16 protein-coding genes are annotated in these 18,774 nt (G+C 55.0%); 12 read left to right on the forward strand and 4 right to left on the reverse strand.

What is annotated here, in order from left to right; translation table 11 throughout:
* Positions 1–115 precede the first annotated feature (115 nt).
* The 3 genes from L2731_RS15910 to L2731_RS15920 all read left to right on the forward strand — a co-directional run bounded on the left by L2731_RS15910 (position 116) and on the right by L2731_RS15920 (position 2,500).
* The gene (locus L2731_RS15910) at positions 116–337 is read left to right on the forward strand and encodes a hypothetical protein (protein ID WP_011867341.1); all 222 of its coding nucleotides are present in this window, start codon (positions 116–118) and stop codon (positions 335–337) included.
* A gap of 24 nt (positions 338–361) precedes the next feature.
* Positions 362–1,012: a DUF2959 domain-containing protein gene (locus L2731_RS15915; protein WP_239853424.1), complete on the forward strand. Its 651-nt coding sequence runs from the start codon at positions 362–364 to the stop codon at positions 1,010–1,012.
* Between the two features lie 273 nt (positions 1,013–1,285).
* Entirely contained in the window at positions 1,286–2,500 is a 1,215-nt protein-coding gene (locus L2731_RS15920; protein WP_249254474.1) for a 4Fe-4S binding protein, read from the forward strand.
* Positions 2,501–2,986: 486 nt separating this feature from the next.
* Here L2731_RS15920 and L2731_RS15925 read toward each other — a convergent pair whose 3' ends face one another.
* The gene (locus L2731_RS15925; protein ID WP_239853427.1) at positions 2,987–3,205 is read right to left on the reverse strand and encodes a hypothetical protein; all 219 of its coding nucleotides are present in this window, start codon (positions 3,203–3,205) and stop codon (positions 2,987–2,989) included.
* A 674-nt stretch (positions 3,206–3,879) separates the two neighbouring features.
* Complete coding sequence (gene typA, locus L2731_RS15930; RefSeq protein WP_249254475.1) at positions 3,880–5,703, reverse strand: translational GTPase TypA; 1,824 nt, start codon at positions 5,701–5,703, stop codon at positions 3,880–3,882.
* Between the two features lie 368 nt (positions 5,704–6,071).
* Here typA and glnA point away from each other — a divergent pair, with 368 nt between their 5' ends.
* Complete coding sequence (gene glnA, locus L2731_RS15935; RefSeq protein WP_041508885.1) at positions 6,072–7,481, forward strand: glutamate--ammonia ligase; 1,410 nt, start codon at positions 6,072–6,074, stop codon at positions 7,479–7,481.
* A 397-nt stretch (positions 7,482–7,878) separates the two neighbouring features.
* Complete coding sequence (locus L2731_RS15940; protein WP_249254476.1) at positions 7,879–8,703, forward strand: N-acetyl-ornithine deacetylase; 825 nt, start codon at positions 7,879–7,881, stop codon at positions 8,701–8,703.
* 98 nt (positions 8,704–8,801) lie between these two features.
* Here L2731_RS15940 and L2731_RS15945 read toward each other — a convergent pair whose 3' ends face one another.
* Both L2731_RS15945 and L2731_RS15950 read right to left on the reverse strand, forming a co-directional pair.
* Positions 8,802–9,914, reverse strand: a complete 1,113-nt coding sequence (locus tag L2731_RS15945; protein ID WP_249254477.1) for an aminotransferase class V-fold PLP-dependent enzyme — start codon at positions 9,912–9,914, stop codon at positions 8,802–8,804.
* Between the two features lie 3 nt (positions 9,915–9,917).
* Positions 9,918–11,090, reverse strand: a complete 1,173-nt coding sequence (locus L2731_RS15950; protein WP_249254478.1) for a PrnB family protein — start codon at positions 11,088–11,090, stop codon at positions 9,918–9,920.
* A gap of 191 nt (positions 11,091–11,281) precedes the next feature.
* Here L2731_RS15950 and L2731_RS15955 point away from each other — a divergent pair, with 191 nt between their 5' ends.
* The 7 genes from L2731_RS15955 to L2731_RS15985 all read left to right on the forward strand — a co-directional run bounded on the left by L2731_RS15955 (position 11,282) and on the right by L2731_RS15985 (position 18,712).
* Positions 11,282–11,743 (forward strand): Lrp/AsnC family transcriptional regulator, encoded by a 462-nt coding sequence (locus L2731_RS15955; protein WP_249254479.1) that lies wholly within the window; start codon positions 11,282–11,284, stop codon positions 11,741–11,743.
* Positions 11,744–11,808: 65 nt separating this feature from the next.
* A complete protein-coding gene (locus L2731_RS15960) occupies positions 11,809–12,351 on the forward strand; it encodes a DUF4124 domain-containing protein (RefSeq protein WP_239853452.1) in 543 nt (180 codons plus the stop codon).
* A gap of 126 nt (positions 12,352–12,477) precedes the next feature.
* The gene (gene glnL, locus L2731_RS15965) at positions 12,478–13,533 is read left to right on the forward strand and encodes a nitrogen regulation protein NR(II) (protein ID WP_041508879.1); all 1,056 of its coding nucleotides are present in this window, start codon (positions 12,478–12,480) and stop codon (positions 13,531–13,533) included.
* A 41-nt stretch (positions 13,534–13,574) separates the two neighbouring features.
* Positions 13,575–14,984: a nitrogen regulation protein NR(I) gene (gene glnG, locus L2731_RS15970; RefSeq protein ID WP_160797717.1), complete on the forward strand. Its 1,410-nt coding sequence runs from the start codon at positions 13,575–13,577 to the stop codon at positions 14,982–14,984.
* 257 nt (positions 14,985–15,241) lie between these two features.
* On the forward strand, positions 15,242–16,132 hold the full coding sequence (locus tag L2731_RS15975; RefSeq protein ID WP_041508877.1) for a LysR family transcriptional regulator: 891 nt from the start codon (positions 15,242–15,244) through the stop codon (positions 16,130–16,132).
* A gap of 425 nt (positions 16,133–16,557) precedes the next feature.
* Complete coding sequence (locus L2731_RS15980; protein ID WP_249254480.1) at positions 16,558–17,415, forward strand: lipase family protein; 858 nt, start codon at positions 16,558–16,560, stop codon at positions 17,413–17,415.
* 10 nt (positions 17,416–17,425) lie between these two features.
* A complete protein-coding gene (locus tag L2731_RS15985) occupies positions 17,426–18,712 on the forward strand; it encodes a DUF4785 family protein (RefSeq protein ID WP_249254481.1) in 1,287 nt (428 codons plus the stop codon).
* Positions 18,713–18,774 lie beyond the last annotated feature (62 nt).

Below are 18,774 nucleotides of genomic sequence, written 5' to 3' on the forward strand. Positions count from 1 at the left end.
ACATCTATTCTATTTATCACGTTATTCTCTTGATTCAAGTGGGGTTAACTGCGTATCTTGGTACAGTAAGATTACAAGTTTAAAGACACTAGATACAAGTGTAAGGAATAAATTGATGTCCCAACAAGGTTCGGCTGGCAACGTGATTGCCGCCATCGCAAGCTTCTTCTTCCCAGGCCTGGGCCAATTAGTACAAGGACGCATCCTGGCGGCACTCCTGTTTTGTGTCGTGACCATAGTGGGCTATGCCCTGTGGTGGTTGATCGTCCCTGCCATCATAGGCGGTATCGCTCACCTGTGGAGCATCATAGACGCCGCTAAATTCAAGGCCGACTAACCGTCTAACAAGGAAATCGTCAGGATGAAAAAACTCATCACCGCAGCGGCCCTGGGCGCCGTCGTCATGCTCAGCGGCTGTCAGAGCGCCTACTACGGTGCCATGGAGAAGGTGGGCTACCATAAGCGCGACATCATGGTGGATCGCGTTAACGCCGCCAAAGAGTCTCAGGAAGAAGCCCAAGAGCAGTTCAGCTCGGCACTGGAAGAGATGCAGGCCCTGCTGAACCACGACGGTGGCGATCTGCAGAGCGCCTACGAGAAGGCCAGAGACGAATATGAATCTTCTCAGGAGGCCGCCGACGAGGTGAGCAGCCGTATCGACAAGGTGGAAGATGTCGCCGAGGCGCTATTTGACGAATGGCAGGCGGAAATTAGCGAGATCAGCAAGGCCAGCCTGCGCCGCAACAGCGAAACCAAGCTGCGCGAGACCCGTCGCTCCTACGAGCAGTTGGTACGCACCATGCGCCGCGCCGAGAGCAAGATGCCGCCTATACTGACTGCCATGAAAGACAACATGCTCTACCTCAAGCACAACCTCAACGCCCAGGCCATAGGCGCCATCAAGGGCGAGTTTGCCAGCCTGCAAACCGATATCTCAAGCCTGATCAAAGAAATGAACAAGTCGATTGCCGAGTCCAATCGCTTCATCCAATCGATGGAAGGCAACCAGTAACACTCTGCCTAAAGACGCCCGGGATTTCCTGGGCGCTTTCGCTTCAGACCATTATTAATAATCTAGAAAAACCTGCTTTGTGCTCGATCGTTTTTGCTGCGCTCTTTCCGATCATTTACTTACTGTGATTGATATAACAACCGGATATAGATCTCCTTCCCCATGCCGAATCGGCTCGATTTCGCGAGTCAGCGCACAAAACCACAGACCGCCACGAACTAACCACGCCGGCAGCGCCTCTTACTAATACATTCAGTGACTTGGCAAGCCAGTATGAGCCTTATCGAATCCCTTACCCTCGCCTTAGCCTTACTCTATAGTGTCAGCCTGCTCTACTGGAGCGGCAAACGCTGGGGCGCCGTCGTCAGCGGCGCAGCCTTAATGGGCGCCACGCTGGTGACCCTCTATTGGCCACTGTTTATCGCCCTGCTGTTGGCTGGCGGACTATTGGCCCTGGGCCACAGGGTTAGACCCGAGCTGCTCAAGGGAGATGTACGCGCCAACACGCTCAGGGAATGGGTGCAGCACCTACTGGCACTCTCCATGATGCTGGTTGGCATTCAATACGCGGCCAATGCCATCATGCTTAAACTAGGCATTACGCCCTACCTGATGCGACCCGACGTGGGCGACGCCTTCCTGCCCATCGCCGGCGCCATAGAGCTTAAGGCGATCATCACCCTGGATATCTGGGATCAGAACCATCCGGCCGCCGCCGTGATGCTGACCGTGGTGATCCTCTCCGGATTGCTGTGTAAGCGCGCCTTCTGCGGCTGGGCCTGCCCACTGGGGCTCGCCGGCGAATACCTGTATAAGCAGAGAAAGCGTTTCATCAAGCAGGAATTGCTGCCGCCCGCCTGGCTCGATTGGCCGCTGCGTATGCTGAAATACCTGCTGCTGGCGGGCCTGCTCTATATCGTGCTCGGCATGCCGTCTGCCAGTATTCCTCATTATCTCGAGGGCAACTACCATAAGATAGCCGACCTTAAGATGGCGCTCTTCTTCGTGACCCCAGGGCTTATCACCCTGGCCTGTTTCGCCGTCATACTGCTGCTGGCCGCCTGGCGCCGTCAGGGCTTCTGCCGTTATATCTGCCCCTATGGCGCCCTACTGGGCCTCACCAGCTTCTTGAGTCCGTTTAAGATCCGCCGCAGCACCCAGCACTGCCTCATCGAAACCAAGGGGATGAACTGCGACAAATGCACCCGTGCCTGCCCGGCCAACATCAAGGTACATGAGCAAGGCACGGTACGCTCCGACGAGTGCCAGGCCTGCATGCGCTGCGTCTCCGCCTGTCCGAAGCAGGAAGCGCTGCACTTCAGCACCCGCAACGGCATCAAGCTCTCCGCCCGCGGCCTCACCATCATGCTGTTACTGCTGCTGTTTATGATCCCGCTGATCGCCTATGTAGGGGGATTCTGGGTCAGCCAGACACCGACCGAGATTAGGATGTATTTGATACAGCATTTGGGGGCAATTGGGCATTGATGGCCTTTGGGTAAGGGGTACCCTTTTGGCTGAGGGCCCATGATAATTTTGCCCTCAGGAACATCGTTATCTAGGCGAGAATTGAAGGTCGCACCTTCATTGCAACCTATAGCCTGCGGTGGGGTTTAGGTATTTGGTGTTAATTGAGTCAGTTTGAAGCTCGCACCTTCATCGCTACCCATTGCCTGCCGCAGGCTTTATGTGCAAACACTTCTGCGACACGCCGCAAGCACCTCCCTGTGGGCTCTACGCCAGCATCCATGTTGGCGAAGGCCGCAGCCGTGTTTACACCAGTATCTAACGTCTCTTCGATTTGGCTTTGTTTGTAAGGCTGAGAGGCTTAACTTTTTGGATCATTTTGAATTTATGATATATGTTTGAAGACCTTACCTTCGCTGTAACCTCACACCTGCGATGTGCCCATGTGCAAACTTCTCTTAGCAAAAGTGCATGGCACATGACTTCATCAGTTTGTTATCAGACATGTCAGTCGTCGTTTTGCATTACTGGGGCAATAATCAAATAGAGCATAAAGCTGGCCCAACTAACAAAAAATGTGGCAAATAACCAAATGGCTTTTTCTTTCCTTCCTACTCTTTTTGACTTGCCAATTACAACCAAGGGCACAAGCCAAAATATCAATACTAAAAGTAGGGGAAACCAGCTAATAAAAAAGTTTACATATATTGAATTATCTTCCTGCATTTATGATTCTTCCATGTCTTAAGATACTTATTAGCGTAAAAGCCGAATATAAAAATCTTTAAGCCCTAATGCACTCGACAATGAAAACAATAAGACTCTGAATTGTATAACAATTTAAGTGCTGTTTTTCAATACAAAAGTTACCACAACCAAGACAAGAGAGAGTTGGCTTATTACTGAGAAGAGGCGAGATCTCCAACGCCTTCTAATACAAGCAAAACTAGCACCTGGAAGGCATCAATTAACGCTAAATCGAAGAGACGATTGAACTCGGTGTAAACACATTTGTGACCTTCCGAGGCATGGATGCCGAGGCAGAGCTCACAAGGATGTGCTCGTAGCGTGTCACAAATGTGTTTGCACTTGGGCCTGCCGCAGGCAATAGATTGACCACCAAGCCTTGGTGTTAAATAACTCAGCCAAACAACTGCATGAGCCAGAAGCTCAATAGCTAAAATCCAACTCATCCCTCGCCGGGCAGGCGATAGGTTAACCATGCAGCCATGGTGTCAAATAACTCAGCTATACACCCATATCATCTACGCCCCCTAAGGTATCCAACTTGGCGCCACGGCTGAATATCTGGCCAGCTTACGCCAGATACAAAAAACCCCGGCCATCTGCATGGTCGGGGCTTTGGGCTAATCGACTGCACCTAAAAGGTGCGGGTCAGATTAGGCGTCTTTCGAGGCACGGCTGGCACGCTTACGATCGTTCTCGGTCAGGTGACGCTTACGCACGCGGATGCTCAGCGGAGTCACTTCTACCAATTCGTCGTCATCGATGAACTCAAGCGCCTGCTCAAGGGTCATCTGGATGTGCGGCGTCAGTACCTGAGCTTCGTCGGTACCAGAGGCACGCATGTTGGTCAGCTGCTTACCCTTCAGACAGTTAACTGTCAGGTCGTTGGCACGAGAGTGGATACCCACTACCTGGCCTTCGTAAACCTCGGCGGCGTGACCGATCATCAGACGACCACGGTCTTGCAGACCGAACAGGGCGAAGGTCAGTGCCTTACCGGTAGCGTTAGAGATCAACACACCGTTTTGACGCTGACCGATCTCACCGCCCTTCACAGGACCATAATGGTCGAATGAGTGGTAGATAAGACCCGTACCTGAGGTGGCTGTCATGAACTCGGTTTGGAAACCGATCAGGCCACGGCTAGGAATGATGAAGTCGATACGCACACGGCCTTTACCGTCTGGCTGCATGTCACGCATGTCAGCCTTACGGGTACCTAGCTTCTCGATAACCGCACCTTGATGCTCTTCTTCAACGTCTACGGTTAGGGTCTCGTATGGCTCGCACTTCTCGCCGTCGATCTCTTTAACGATAACTTCTGGACGCGATACGGCCAGCTCGTAGCCTTCACGACGCATGTTTTCGATAAGGATAGACAGGTGAAGCTCACCACGGCCAGATACGCGGAAACGGTCTGGGCTGTCAGTCTCTTCGACGCGCAGTGCCACGTTGTGTACCAGTTCCTGTTGCAGACGCTCAAGGATGTTACGTGAAGTCACGTACTTACCTTCTTTACCAGCGAATGGCGAGGTGTTTACCTGGAAGGTCATGGTCAGTGTTGGCTCGTCAACAGACAGAGGAGGCAAGGCTTCGGCGTTGCCCACGGCACAGATGGTGTCGGAGATCTTCAGCTCGCCCAGACCGGTAATGGCCACGATGTCGCCGGCGTTTGCCTCCTCAACCTCGTGACGGTCCAGACCCATGTAGCCGAGTACCTGGCCGATCTTACCGTTACGTGTGGTGCCATCGGCCGCCACTACGGTAACCTGCTGGTTAACCTTAACGCTACCACGCTTAATACGGCCTACACCGATAACGCCCACGTATGAGTTGTAGTCCAGCTGAGAGATCTGCATCTGGAAGGCACCTTCGGCATCGGCATCAGGTGAAGACACCTTCTCGACGATGGTCTCGAACAGTGGCGTCATGTCTGCGCCAGTCTCTTCAGGATCCAGAGTCGCGAAACCGTTCAATGCAGAGGCATAAACGATTGGGAAGTCCAGCTGCTCATCGGTAGCACCCAGGTTGTCGAACAGGTCGAATACCTGATCGATAACCCAATCAGGACGTGCACCCGGACGGTCGATCTTGTTGATCACTACGATAGGCTTAAGGCCTTGAGCGAAGGCTTTCTTAGTCACGAAACGTGTCTGTGGCATTGGACCATCGACCGCATCAACTAGCAGTAGCACACAGTCAACCATAGAAAGTACACGCTCAACCTCGCCACCGAAGTCGGCGTGGCCAGGGGTATCAACGATGTTGATACGGTAGTCGTTCCACTTGATGGCAGTATTCTTCGCCAGAATCGTGATTCCACGTTCCTTTTCAAGATCGTTGGAATCCATCACCCGCTCAGCGGCCTCTCCTCGAGTCTCAAGGGTTCCAGACTGTGCCAGCAGCTTATCAACCAGGGTCGTCTTACCATGGTCAACGTGTGCAATAATGGCGATGTTACGTAAATTCTCTAACACGGATAAACCTCTTACCATCGAAAAAATAGGGTATTGATAACAGCCCTAATAATAGCTGTTGCAATAAAAAACGTGCCATTCTACTCTAGCGAGGGGCTCTCGCACAGGATTATTTTTTAGTCAGCTATGAATAGTCATGTTTATATTGGTGCGCACCATCTTGGTGAGCGCACCATTAAGAGGCAATCATTGCACCTTTATGGTGCAACATCGGGATTCCCACCACTCACCTTCTTTATCGTTCCCATAAAAATCAATACCTTAAACTTTTGGCACGAGTCTGGCTTTACTCATGCCAGAACCGCGTTGGTCGCAACGCTGAATGATATAAGAAGGGCATCCCCTCTACTCTACTCGGAGACTTTAGAATGTCAGTTGAATCAGTTTTACAACAACTAGAAGAACTTGAAGTTAAGTTTGTTGATTTGCGTTTTACCGATACTAAAGGTAAAGAGCAGCACGTATCTATTCCTGCTCACCAGGTTGATGCCGATTTCTTTGAAGACGGTAAAATGTTCGACGGTTCATCTATTGCTGGTTGGAAAGGCATTAACGAGTCAGACATGGTACTGATGCCAGACCCAACGACCTTCGTACTCGACCCGTTCACCGAAGAAACCACTGCCCTGATCCGCTGTGACATTCTTGAGCCAGGCACTATGACTGGTTACGACCGCGACCCACGCTCTATCGCTAAGAAAGCCGAAGAGTACCTGATCTCTACCGGCATCGCCGATACCGTACTCATTGGTCCTGAGCCAGAGTTCTTCCTGTTTGACGACGTTAAGTTCGGCACCGACATGTCTGGCTGTTTCGTTAAGCTAGACGCCAAAGAAGCGGCTTGGAACTCAGGCACTCACTACGAAGACGGCAACACAGGTCACCGTCCATTCGTGAAAGGCGGTTACTTCCCAGTAGCACCGGTTGACTCTTCACAAGATCTACGTAGCGCCATGTGTCTGGTACTGGAAGAGATGGGTCAAGTGGTTGAAGCTCACCACCACGAGGTGGCGACTGCCGGTCAGAACGAGATCGCGACTCGCTTCAACAAGCTGACTGAAAAAGCCGACGAAATCCAAATCCTTAAGTATGTGGTTCACAACATGGCTCACGCTTATGGTAAGACGGCGACCTTCATGCCTAAGCCAATCGTTGGCGACAACGGTAGCGGCATGCACGTTCACCAGTCACTGGCTAAAGACGGTGTTAACCTATTCTCTGGTGACAAGTATGCGGGTCTGAGTGAAACTGCACTTTACTACATCGGTGGTATCATCAAGCACGCTCGCGCGCTGAACGCCTTCACTAACCCAAGCACTAACTCATACAAGCGTCTTGTGCCTCACTTCGAAGCACCAGTAATGCTGGCCTACTCGGCACGTAACCGCTCTGCGTCTATCCGTATTCCAGTAGTGCCAAGCCCTAAGGCTCGTCGTATCGAGACTCGCTTCCCAGATCCAACGGCTAACCCATACCTGGCGTTCGCTGCACTGCTGATGGCTGGTCTTGACGGTATCCAAAACAAGATCCACCCAGGCGAAGCCATGGACAAAGATCTATACGATCTGCCAGCGGAAGAAGCGGCTGAGATCCCACAGGTTGCGACTTCACTGGAAAATGCGCTGGAGAACCTGGATGCAGACCGTGAGTTCCTGACTAAGGGCGGCGTATTCTCTGATGACTTCATCGATTCTTATATCGCCCTGAAGACAGCAGAAGCTGAAACCGTTTCTCGCACTACTCACCCAGCTGAGTTCGAGCTTTACTACAGCCTGTAATCCTTGTCTGTAAGTTCAGCTCACAGCTTGAAGAAGCCGCCGCTTAGGCGGCTTTTTTATGCCCATTGATTCGATGCCGGGACTCTCTTTTCAACTCCCAGTAAAGACTCCATCGATGCGAAACTTATACCGCTCTGAAGACAGCAGAAGCTTAGAGTCTGGTTCGCACCACCCAGCCGAGTTCGAGCTTTACTAAAACCTGTAACTCTTGCCTGTCATCCTTGCCTGTAAATTCAGCTCACAGCTTGAAGAAGCCGCCGCTTAAGGCGGCTTCTTATGTCCTTTAACCAACGGAAAAACTTGGCCTAACCGCCTGACGACAGGCATAAAATTGATTTAACTTTATGGCCAAACTGCTATCATGATCACGCCGAATCACTTACTTTAGAATCCCATTATGTCTAGCCGCGATCCCTTCCAGTCTTTCACCTGGCACAGCGATATTTTTAGCTGTCAGAGCAATGATATCAGCAGCTTCTATGCCCGCTTAGAAGAGCAGGCCAGCCGCCTTGGACTACAGGCGCGCAAGCTGGGTGATGCCGGTCCGCATCCGCTGGAGTTCTATCAGTCACCGGCGCAGAAGGCAGATCAGCCCTCTATTCTGATCAGCGCCGGCTTTCATGGCGAGGAGGCCGCCGGCCCCTGGGGATTGCTCTACTTCCTCAACGAACTGGAGCCTGAGCTATTTAGCCAGATCAACCTCAGCCTGCTGCCTCTGGTAAATCCTACCGGTTTCAAGCGCGGCCACAGGTTCAACAAGCTGGGACAGAACCCTAATCGCGGCTTCGTGTTAGAAAACGGCCGCGGCGTCAGCAATCAAGACACCTCGAGTGAGGGCGAGATCCTACTGACCCACTCTCAGCTGCTGGCCGCCGCCAGTAAAGATGGCATCCTCACCTGCCACGAAGATGTGCTGCTGACAGACACCTACATCTACTCCTTCGAGGCCAACCAGCACCCCGGCCAATTCAGCCGTGAGCTGCGTGACGCCCTAGGGCACTATTTCCCTATCGCCCAAGATGGCTTGATCGACGACTGCCCGGTCAAAGATGGCATCATCTTCAACCACTTCGACCTCTCCTTCGAGGCCTTCCTGGTACGGCTGGGCGCCAGCGTCGGCGTGTGTAGCGAGACACCTGGCCAGCAGGGGTTCGACCAGCGCATCCTGGCCAATGCCGCCATCATCAAGCGCTTCGTCGAGTTGAGTCTGGCGAGGCGCTAGTAACTTGAGAGAAGAATTAGGGTCAAGCGCTAAGATCTGACGCCCATAGAAAAGCCAGGCATTAGGCCTGGCTTCTTGTCAGCGATCATGGGCTTCCACTAACGACAGAAGGGAGCTAGGGCCTCCAATAGCCGCTGCATGTCCTGCTCACCATTGTAAATATGCGGCGAGATACGCATCCCCTGCTTACGCACATCCAGGCTGATATCGGCCTGAGTCAGCGCCTCGACCACCTGTTGTTGCGCCGCGCCACAATTCAAGATGGCGGTGCCGCTGCAACGAGCAGAATCTGCGGGCGATACCAGGGCCTCGCCCACTTGATTCCAGATACGCTGCAGCTGCATCAGGTTATGCTGGCGCACCTTGTCGCTACCCAGCTCGGCGAAATAGCCTATGCTGTGGGCCGCGATGGCGTAAGGTGCCACCGAAGGCGTGCCGCCCCAAAACTTGAGCGCCGAGTCGTGATAGCGAAAGTGATGAATATCGAACTCGAAGGGGTTCTCATGGCTAAACCAGCCCACGTCCTGGGGCGAGCAATGCGCCAGCTGCTCGGCATTGACCCAGAGATAGGCCGCTCCCGGCCCGCCGCAGAGCCACTTAACGCTGGACCCCAACATGAAGTCTGGCTTTAGCACACTAAGATCCAGAGGTAATACCCCGGCGGCCTGGGCAACATCCACCACAGATAAGGCCCCTAGCTGACGCACCTTAGGCACCAGATAATCCAGCGGCGCCTGCTGCCCGGTATTAGAATAGGCATGGCTGATAAACACCAGATCGATATCGTCGGTCAGATAGGCCTGCCACACCTCGGGCAGACTCACATCCAGATTGGCCGGAATGAAACGTATCTGCGCCTCGGGCAGCGCCTGTTGCAGGGCAAAGCCCATGCTGGGAAAGTCGTTCTCGCTCATCAGGATCACGGCGCCAGGACGTCTCAACCTGGGCAGGGACTGCACCAGCTTAGTCAAGCCGCTGGAGAGGTTAACCTGAGGACAAAACAGCCTGGCCTCACTGTTAAACAGCCTGGCCAGCTGGGCACGAAAATCCTCTACCACAGACAACCAATCCCCCCAAGGCTCGCGCCCCGAACCCTGCCAGGGCAGGAAGAATCGCTCATCGAACGCCTGACGCAGGCTCTTAAGTGGCCTGCCCACCGAGTGATTTAACAGGTAGACCGACTTAGGCATCTCAAAATCATTCTGATACATACTCTACCCCTCTAGGCTGGCGCGCAGCCTGGCGATATCGTCGAAACGGGTACGAATGTCATCTCGCTTGGCGGCGGCGCGTCTGTCTCTGAGCTTCTCCAGCGCCCCCAATAACACTGGCAGTGGCGGGCCGCTGGCGGTGACCTTATCGATATGCTGACTCTCCATCTGCTTGGCGGGCTGGGCGATATATTTCTCTACCAGCTGATCATGATGCTGTATCGCCCCTTGGCCGTGGGCCTCACACACCCGCAGGAACTGCGCCAGATTCTGCCGATACCAGGACTGCTCCCGCATCTCCATCGCACCGAGAAAATCATCCATCAGGCTAGTGCGGCGCATGCAGTCGCGCAGGATGCGCTGATCTTCCGGCATCATGTAGAGGAACTTATCTACTAGTAGCTGAGAGTAGGCCGACTCGTTGGCGAAGCAGAGCCCCAGCTGCAGGTCGATCACATTGATGCCGGCAAAGTCACCGGCGTTGGCACCCCGATAGACCTGCTGACCGACGCGATAGGGCTTGTAATAGGGACGCACGCTGTTGAAAAACGCCTGGGTATCGAGGCGATCGAACAGGATCTGATTGGAGGCGATCACCTGCTCCAGCGCCACGCGAGCCACCTCCAGCAGTTCGGCGGTCATGGGATGGGAAATTCCCAGCGGCTTAATCTTCAACAAAGCATCGGCGGCGCGCTTGTAGGCGAGGATCCCCTTGGTGTTGTAGTCGACAAACAGCTTCTCGTCGTCCAGATCGGTAAAGCGTTTGTAGAGGCCGTTAACCGCACGGTTGTGGGTGGTCAGATGCGCCGTAGCAAAGCGCGGCGTCACGCCGATGGAGGCACCTATATGCATAGCAAGCGCCGAGGCCTCAAGCAGGGGCGAACTGGTCTCACGGCTGGGCTCGGTGATCTCATGGCGGCGGCAGGCGGCCATGTAGAGGCCCACGTTGCCCAGCAGATCGAAGGCGGCATCGAAGCCCTCGTCGGTATTGCCCTCATCCAGCAGCGCCTTGATCAAGCTTCGGCCCTCGGCCTCCAGCCGCGCCTTTAACTCATCGCCTATCCCCTCCACGTTGGCGGGATCGCTCTGCTGCATGTAGAGGCGCTCCAGCGCCGAGTTAATCTCGACAAACTCCTGCCTGATCCAGTGATCGAAGGCCGCGACATCTTGACTCATAGGGTAACTATCTCTTGGTTATTTTAATTATGACTCCATAAGCTACCACTAAGCCATTAGGGCAAACCTGCAATATCACCTACATAAAAAGAGATTTTTTGGTGGATTCCGACAAAAATAATCACTTTAATAATGCTATCCGACACATTATCCCAATACCTATCGAGCAGCAGCGGCAAGAGAGCACAAAGATGAAACTGGACAGTAAAGACAAGCAGATCTTAAACATACTGCAGGAGCAGGGGCGACTGCCCGTGGCCGAGCTGGCCAATCGCCTCAACCTCTCAGACACCCCCTGCCTCAGACGCATCAAGAAGCTGGAACAGGCGGGCTTTATTCAGGGCTATAGCGCCAGGCTCGACCCTAAGTCACTGTCACTCAATGTTATCGTCTACGCCTTCGTGCGCCTCACCGAGAACTCCGCCGCCTATGGCGAGCAGTTCGAGCAGGAGATGAGCCGCCTGCCCCAGGTGCAGGAATGCTCGGTGATCACCGGCGCCCACGACTACCTACTGAAGATAGTCGCCCACGATCTGCTGGAATATGAAGGCTTCGTCAAACACTCCCTCGGCGGCCTCAAGTGTATCGCCAGCATAGAGTCTACCGTGGTGCTGAAACAAACCTTCTCCCGCCATCAACTGCCAGTCGTATGAGACTGGTGATTTTTATAGCGAAAGCGACTAATCTGTAGCAAACACCAGGTATAAAAGGAATGCAAATGCGCCCGATATTGCTGTTTACCCTGCTGTTACTGACCCTTGGGGCTCAGGCAGCCATCTACAAATGGGTCGACAAGGATGGCAAGGTTCACTACTCGGATACCCCGGTAGAAAACTCCACCCAGGTCGAGTTTAAGGAAAATACCGAAAACCAGATCAAGCTGCCGCCTCCCGTGGTACGTGAGTCTTCGGCGCCCGCCAAGGCTGAGCCTAAGGAGCTGTATAAGCTGACCATCTCCAGCCCCAGCGAAGAGGAGACCCTTCGCGACAATAACGGTAATATCACTGTGATCGGTGCCATCACCCCAGATCTTGCCCCCGGCCATGGGCTGGTGCTGGTAATGGATGGTAAGGTCGTAAGCCAGCCTCAGGCCAGCCCGGTATTTAACCTGGAGAATGTGGATCGCGGTGAGCATAAGTTTGAAATCAGGGCCTTGGCACAAAACGGCAAACAACTTGCATCGACCCCTCCTAGAACCGTATTTCTTCACCGGGCCAGTGTATATGCGATTCCTAGGGCAACCCCTCGCGGGGGCGGTTAAAAATTTATATCATAATTTTTAACAACTTAGGAAATCACACCCTCAAATCCCCCCGGTGAAGACAGCTTGCAGCGTGCACCAAATTGGTGCACCATTATGGTGCAACCTACTTTCCGGGAGCCGTAAATGAACACAGACCCTCTGCTCAATCACCTGGTGACGGCCGTACTCGTCGTCTCAGATGATCTCAAGCTGTGCTATGCCAATAGCGCGGCCGAGCAACTGCTTGGGTTAGGCAGTCACCGCCTCACGGAGCACAGCCTACAAGACTGCTGCCAGCTGCTCAGCATAGATCATCAGCTGCTGCGCAGCGCCATTCGCGAACACCAAGGGCTCACGGTCAACACCACCAACCTGATCACCCTTGACGGACAGCATCACACGGTCGACATGACCCTGACCCCGCTGGAGGTCGAGCCGGATCAACCCGAGCAGGGCGTACTAGAGCTGCGTCAGGTGGATCAGCAGCGAAGGATACACCAGCAGCTCACCCTAGATGCCCAACAACAGGCGGCCCAATATCTGGTGCGCAATCTGGCTCATGAGATCAAGAACCCCCTGGGCGGCCTCAGAGGCGCGGCGCAGCTGCTATCACGTGAGCTGGAAGACGCCGACCAGCGCGAGTTTACCGACCTCATCATAGAGCAGGCCGATCGGCTGCGAAACCTGGTCGACAGGCTGCTCGGCCCGCAGAAACCCACGGAGCACAGCCTGCACAACATACATGCGGTGATCCAGAAGGTACTCAAGCTAGTGAGTGTCACCCTGCCGGACAATATCCACCTTATCCAGGACTATGACCCCTCGATCCCGGATATAGAGATGGATCAGGAGCAGCTGCAACAGGCGGTGCTCAACATAGTACAGAACGCCATTCAGGCGCTGGAGACAGAGGAAGAAGGCGGCGAGATCCGCATCAAGACCCGCACCCAGCACCAGGTCACCATAGGCACTACACGCCATAAACTGGTGCTGGCGCTCTCCATCATAGACGACGGCCCGGGGATCAAGCCCGAGCTGATGGATACCCTCTTCTACCCTATGGTCACGGGCAGGGAGCAGGGCTCCGGACTTGGGCTCTCCATCGCCCATAACTTTGCCAGACTCCACGGCGGACGCATCGACTGCGCCTCGGTGCCGGGCAAGACAGAATTTACCATATTGCTGCCGCTCAAGAGCTAGCGTAGGTGACCTTAGAGCATTCAACTTAAGAGAGTAGGTGTATGACAGAAAAAGTTTGGGTTCTCGATGATGATAGTTCGATACGTTGGGTCGTCGAACGGGCGCTCAAGGGCGCCAAGATAAGCTGTGCCAGCTTCGCCGCCGCCGAATCCCTGTGGCAGGCACTGGAACAGGCTCAACCTCAGGTGATCATCTCAGATATCCGCATGCCGGGCACAGATGGCCTGACCTTGCTGGATCGCCTGCAGCTGCACTATCCCCATATTCCGGTGATCATCATGACGGCTCATTCCGATCTCGACAGCGCCGTCAGCGCCTATCAGGCGGGGGCCTTCGAGTATCTGCCTAAGCCGTTCGACATCGACGAGGCCATCGGCCTGGTGGAGCGTGCCCTGAGCCACGCCAAGGAGCAGTCGCCCAAGGCCGCCAGCCAGCCCGAGGTTAAGGCCCCGGAGATCATCGGCGAGGCGCCAGCCATGCAGGAGGTGTTTCGCGCCATCGGCCGCCTGTCACGCTCCTCCATCAGCGTGTTGATCAACGGTCAATCGGGCACGGGCAAGGAACTGGTCGCCGGTGCCCTACATAAACACAGCCCACGCAAGGACAAGCCCTTCATCGCCCTGAACATGGCGGCGATCCCCAAGGAGCTGATCGAATCCGAGCTGTTCGGCCATGAAAAGGGCGCCTTCACCGGCGCCGCCAACGTGCGTCAGGGCCGCTTCGAGCAGGCCGACGGCGGCACGCTGTTTCTCGACGAGATCGGCGACATGCCGCTGGATGTGCAGACCAGGCTGCTGAGGGTGCTGGCCGATGGACAGTTCTATCGTATCGGCGGCCACTCGCCGGTGCAGGTAGATGTGCGCATCATAGCCGCAACCCACCAGAATCTGGAGTCATTGGTGGCCAAGGGCGATTTTCGTGAGGATCTCTTCCACCGCCTCAACGTAATTCGGGTACATCTGCCGCCGCTGTCCCAGCGTCGGGAGGATATTCCCCAGCTCGCACGCCACTTCCTGGCCACCGCCGCCAAGGAGATCAGCGTCGAGCCTAAGATACTCACCAAGGCAACCGCCGACACCCTGGCCAGCCTTCCCTGGCCCGGTAACGTACGTCAGCTGGAAAACACCTGTCGCTGGCTGATGGTGATGGCCTCGGGCCAGGAGATTCTGCCCCAGGATCTGCCCCCCGAGTTGCTGACACCCAGCACCAGCCAAGACAGCGCGTCGCAGTCGGGCGGCGGAGGCTGGCAGGAGGCGCTGACCCTATGGATAGATCAACGCCTGAGTGAGGGAGAGAGCGATCTACTGACTCAGATACAGCCTGCGTTTGAGAAGATATTGCTAGAGACGGCGCTGAAACACACCAAGGGACACAAACAGGAAGCAGCTAAGCGCCTGGGCTGGGGTCGTAATACCCTGACGCGTAAGCTGAAAGAACTCGAGATGGATTGAGTGAAAGCACCCAGCCTTAGGCTGGGTGCTTTGACGCCTCTTCCGAAGGCGTATTGTTTGCGCTAACAACAACACTCTCAGACTGACACTCGGATTCGATGACTTCACGAGGCATAGCCGCCTGCCATAAAGCCCCTACCCATAAACTTTGATTCGCTTTCATTTACCTTGCCCTCATTTTGCCAACTGGATCAAAGTAATCTTATAGCGACTATTAGTAAAATGAATAAATAGTATCCCGTGAATGCCATATTAGAATGAATATACCAATCAAAACCTTACATTATTTTCTCACCCTGGTTGAGACGGGAAACTTTACCCGGGCAGCGGAAAAGTCCTTCATCACCCAGCCCACCCTGAGCAAGATCATTCAGCGCCTGGAGGATAATCTGGGCCAACAGCTGCTGCACAGGAATAACCAGAAGATAGAGCTAACCCAGGCGGGTATCCTGCTGGAGCACAGCGCCCGGGAGATCTTGGGCCAGTGGCACAGGCTGCAGGAAGACCTAACCAACCTGAGCGGTCTCAAGTCGGGTCACCTGCGCCTGGGGGTCTGCCCCATGATGAGCAGCCTGATCATCGACCTGCTCACCGCCTTTCGTCAGCAATATCCCGGTATAGAGCTACAGATGTACGAGTATGGCGGCTTCGGCTGTGAGCAGGCGCTACTCAATAACAGCCTGGATATCGCCTTCACCGCCCTGCCCACCACACACGATGTCGAGCTGGCCAACCGCGCCCTCACCCGCTATCCGCTGCTGGCCTGTCTGCCCAAGGATCATGCCCTGGCCCAGCAAGAGGCCGTGACCTGGCAGGACTTCGAGGCCTACCCCTTCATCCTCTACAACGAGGACTTCTCCCTGGCCAAGCTGATCACCCGCCTGAGCCACAAGGCGGGCGTGCAGCTCAACATCGCCTTTCGCAGCGGCCAGTGGGACTTTCTGGCGACCATGGTGGAAGCCCAGATGGGGGTCGCCATACTGCCCGAGCCTATCTGCCACAAGTTGCAGGGCAGCGAGCTGGTGTTCAAGCCTATTCGCCCCAATCTTACCTGGGACCTGGCGCTGATCTGGCGTAAAGACTTGCCCCTGACACCGGCGGCCCAGGCCCTCTTAGATCTCAGCGAGCAGGCCCATCTGCACCCCTGATAAGGGTTAAAATTTACCGGATTTTCAGCCAGTAAAACTAGGTAAGCAGTTATCTAAAACTGAGAAGCGGGTCGCCGACAGATAAAATCACTGGCAATCATTTTGACGGCGCCCGCTTGCACAACAAAGGTGCAATTTTTTTCGCTCGTTATTCAAACGCGGGACATGGCCGCTGACGCACCATAGTTAGGTGTGCGCCTTTTTGTTTAAAACAATCAACCACCTAAGCTTAGTTTAACTGGTACTAAAGTACCGTTAAAAAGCCTTGCCGCCTCACTTTCCAGCCGTTAGCTTCCCTTAAGAGGTCTGACGTCCGACGTCTGACCTCTACGGCTGAGTAATTAAAACTCAGTAGTAAAACCTAAGTAATAAAACCTGAGTAGTAAAACCTAAAACAACATCAACAAGATAAGAGAAATAAGCCAATGAAGATCTATAAAAAGCTCATGATGCTGGGTCTGTTTGCTGTCAGCCCATTGACTTATGCCACCTCCGGACTCGTGTTTATCCATGGCACCGGGCATCAGACAGATGCGCTGTCGGACTATTGGACGCGGGAATTTGTCGACTCGGTGCGCCAGGGGGCGGCCTCGCCCGATAACTACCTGGTGATCAACTGCGACTTCGACCAATACATGTGGGATGACGCCGCCGCGGGCTGTCTGGCCGGGCAACTCACCCAGTTTATCGACAGTAAAAACATTAACGACCTCACCCTGCTGACCCACTCCAACGGTGGCAACGTGGTGCGCTGGATCCTCTCCAACCCCACCTGGGACAGTCGCTATCCCAAGATCATCAACGCCACCTCCAGGGTGATCGCCCTGGCGCCTTCCAGCGGCGGCACGCCACTGGCCGATGCCGTCACTCAGGGCAATGTATTTGAGACCTCATTGGGTTGGCTGCTGGGCTACGGCAGCGATGCGGTGAAACAGCAGCAGGTCAGCTGGATGAGCAGCTATAACAACAGCTGGCTCTATGGCACCTCGGGTCGCCCGGCGCTGCCCTCCCCCTTCGAGGTGGTGGTAGGTTCAGATGTCGACTCCGCCTTCTGGGACAGCGACAGCTACTGCGCCGGCTATCAGTATCAGGTCGCCCTGGAGACCACTCAGAACTGGCTCGACGACTGCTCGGACGGCTTCCTGGAGTGCCAGTCGCAATCGGCGGCGGGCAGCGTCTGGTTTAAAGATATCCAGCGCACCGCCGGTAAGGAACCCCTGAGCCACCAGCAGAGCCGCCGCGCCTGCTTTAATCTCGATACCCTGATCCGCGACCTTATCTAGGAGCCATAAGATGAAACCATCAATCAAAATGGCGAGTGTGTTCGCCCTGTCCGCCCTGCTGAGTGCCTGTCAAAACGACGAACCTCAGGCAGAAAATACCCCAGAAGCCAGCGCAATGACAGTCACCCAGGTGACTCTGCTGGCCCCCGCCTCGGGAGATCTCACCATAGACACCCTGGCAGCCACCGAGCTGCCACCGGTAAATGGTAGTCGCGGCGGCGTCAGCTTCAGCGCCCCCATTACCAGCGCTGCGCAGCTAGTGGCCCCCACCCAGCTAGAGCAGAGCAGCAGCGACCAGTATTGGCGCACCGTCTCGGGCGCCGAACTCAACAAGGGAATTAACCTCGCCGTGAGCCAGAGCGACAGCGTGATCCGCGTGGCCCCCCGGGGCGATGCCAGCTCGGGCGCGCTGCGCCACAGCCCGGCCATCTCACCGGATCAGCTGCGCCTCTACAAGGTCAACAAGCAGACGGTAGATAAGTCGGCATCTATGATCCAATCCATGAGTGATCCTCAGGCGATGGCGACCGCGGGTATCGTCGACGACTCCAGTGCCCTGAAGCTGTCACAACAGGCGACGCCGGGCATCTATCAACTGCAAGTTGTTCAGCCCCTAAGTGCCAACGACAGCTATCTGATCAACGTCAAGGAGAAGGGCAGCCCCTACCAGCTGGCCCTATCGGCCCCTAAGCGGCTGAGCAGCAAGGCACCGCAGCTGGCCTTCGATCTTAAGCTGAGCAACAGCGACATAGCGCTTAGTCCGACCGCGACGCTCAAGCAGAGCGATGGTCGCTACCACAGACTAGCCGTGATTAAGCAGGGCGATAACTGGCAGGCTCAGCTACCGGATGAGCTGGCGATGCCCAGCAGCAACTTAGGCCTGAGCGAGATCCAGGTCGACGTGGAGACCCGGGTAAATGGCCTGCCACTGATCCGCACCGTCAAGACCGCCTTCAAGCAATATGTGCCAGCAGCCAAACTAAAGGATGAGGCCAGCATCTACTGGCAGGATAACAAGCCTACTCAGGCGGTGTTCGACCTGCAGGTCGCCAGCCCGGGACGCTACCAGGTCTCTGCCGTGTTAGTGGGTACCGATGCTCAGGGTAAGCAGGCCAACATCTTGCGCACCGAGACGGCCCAGTGGCTAGACGCCGATGGTCAGGTCACCCTGAGCTTTGATGGCGAGCAACTCGAGGCCTCTGGCCTGGGTGCGCCCTACGCCATCAAGGCGCTGGAGCTTAAAGATCAGGGCCAGATGGCTCGCTTGAGTTATCTGGGCGAGGCCGCCACCCTCTAAAAGGAAAACTGCGCACCATATCTAGTCACATAAAAAAGGGCGCCCTTATGATTCACAGAGGG

Origin of the sequence: Shewanella aquimarina, assembly GCF_023349185.1 — a bacterium.
Lineage (GTDB): Bacteria > Pseudomonadota > Gammaproteobacteria > Enterobacterales > Shewanellaceae > Shewanella > Shewanella aquimarina.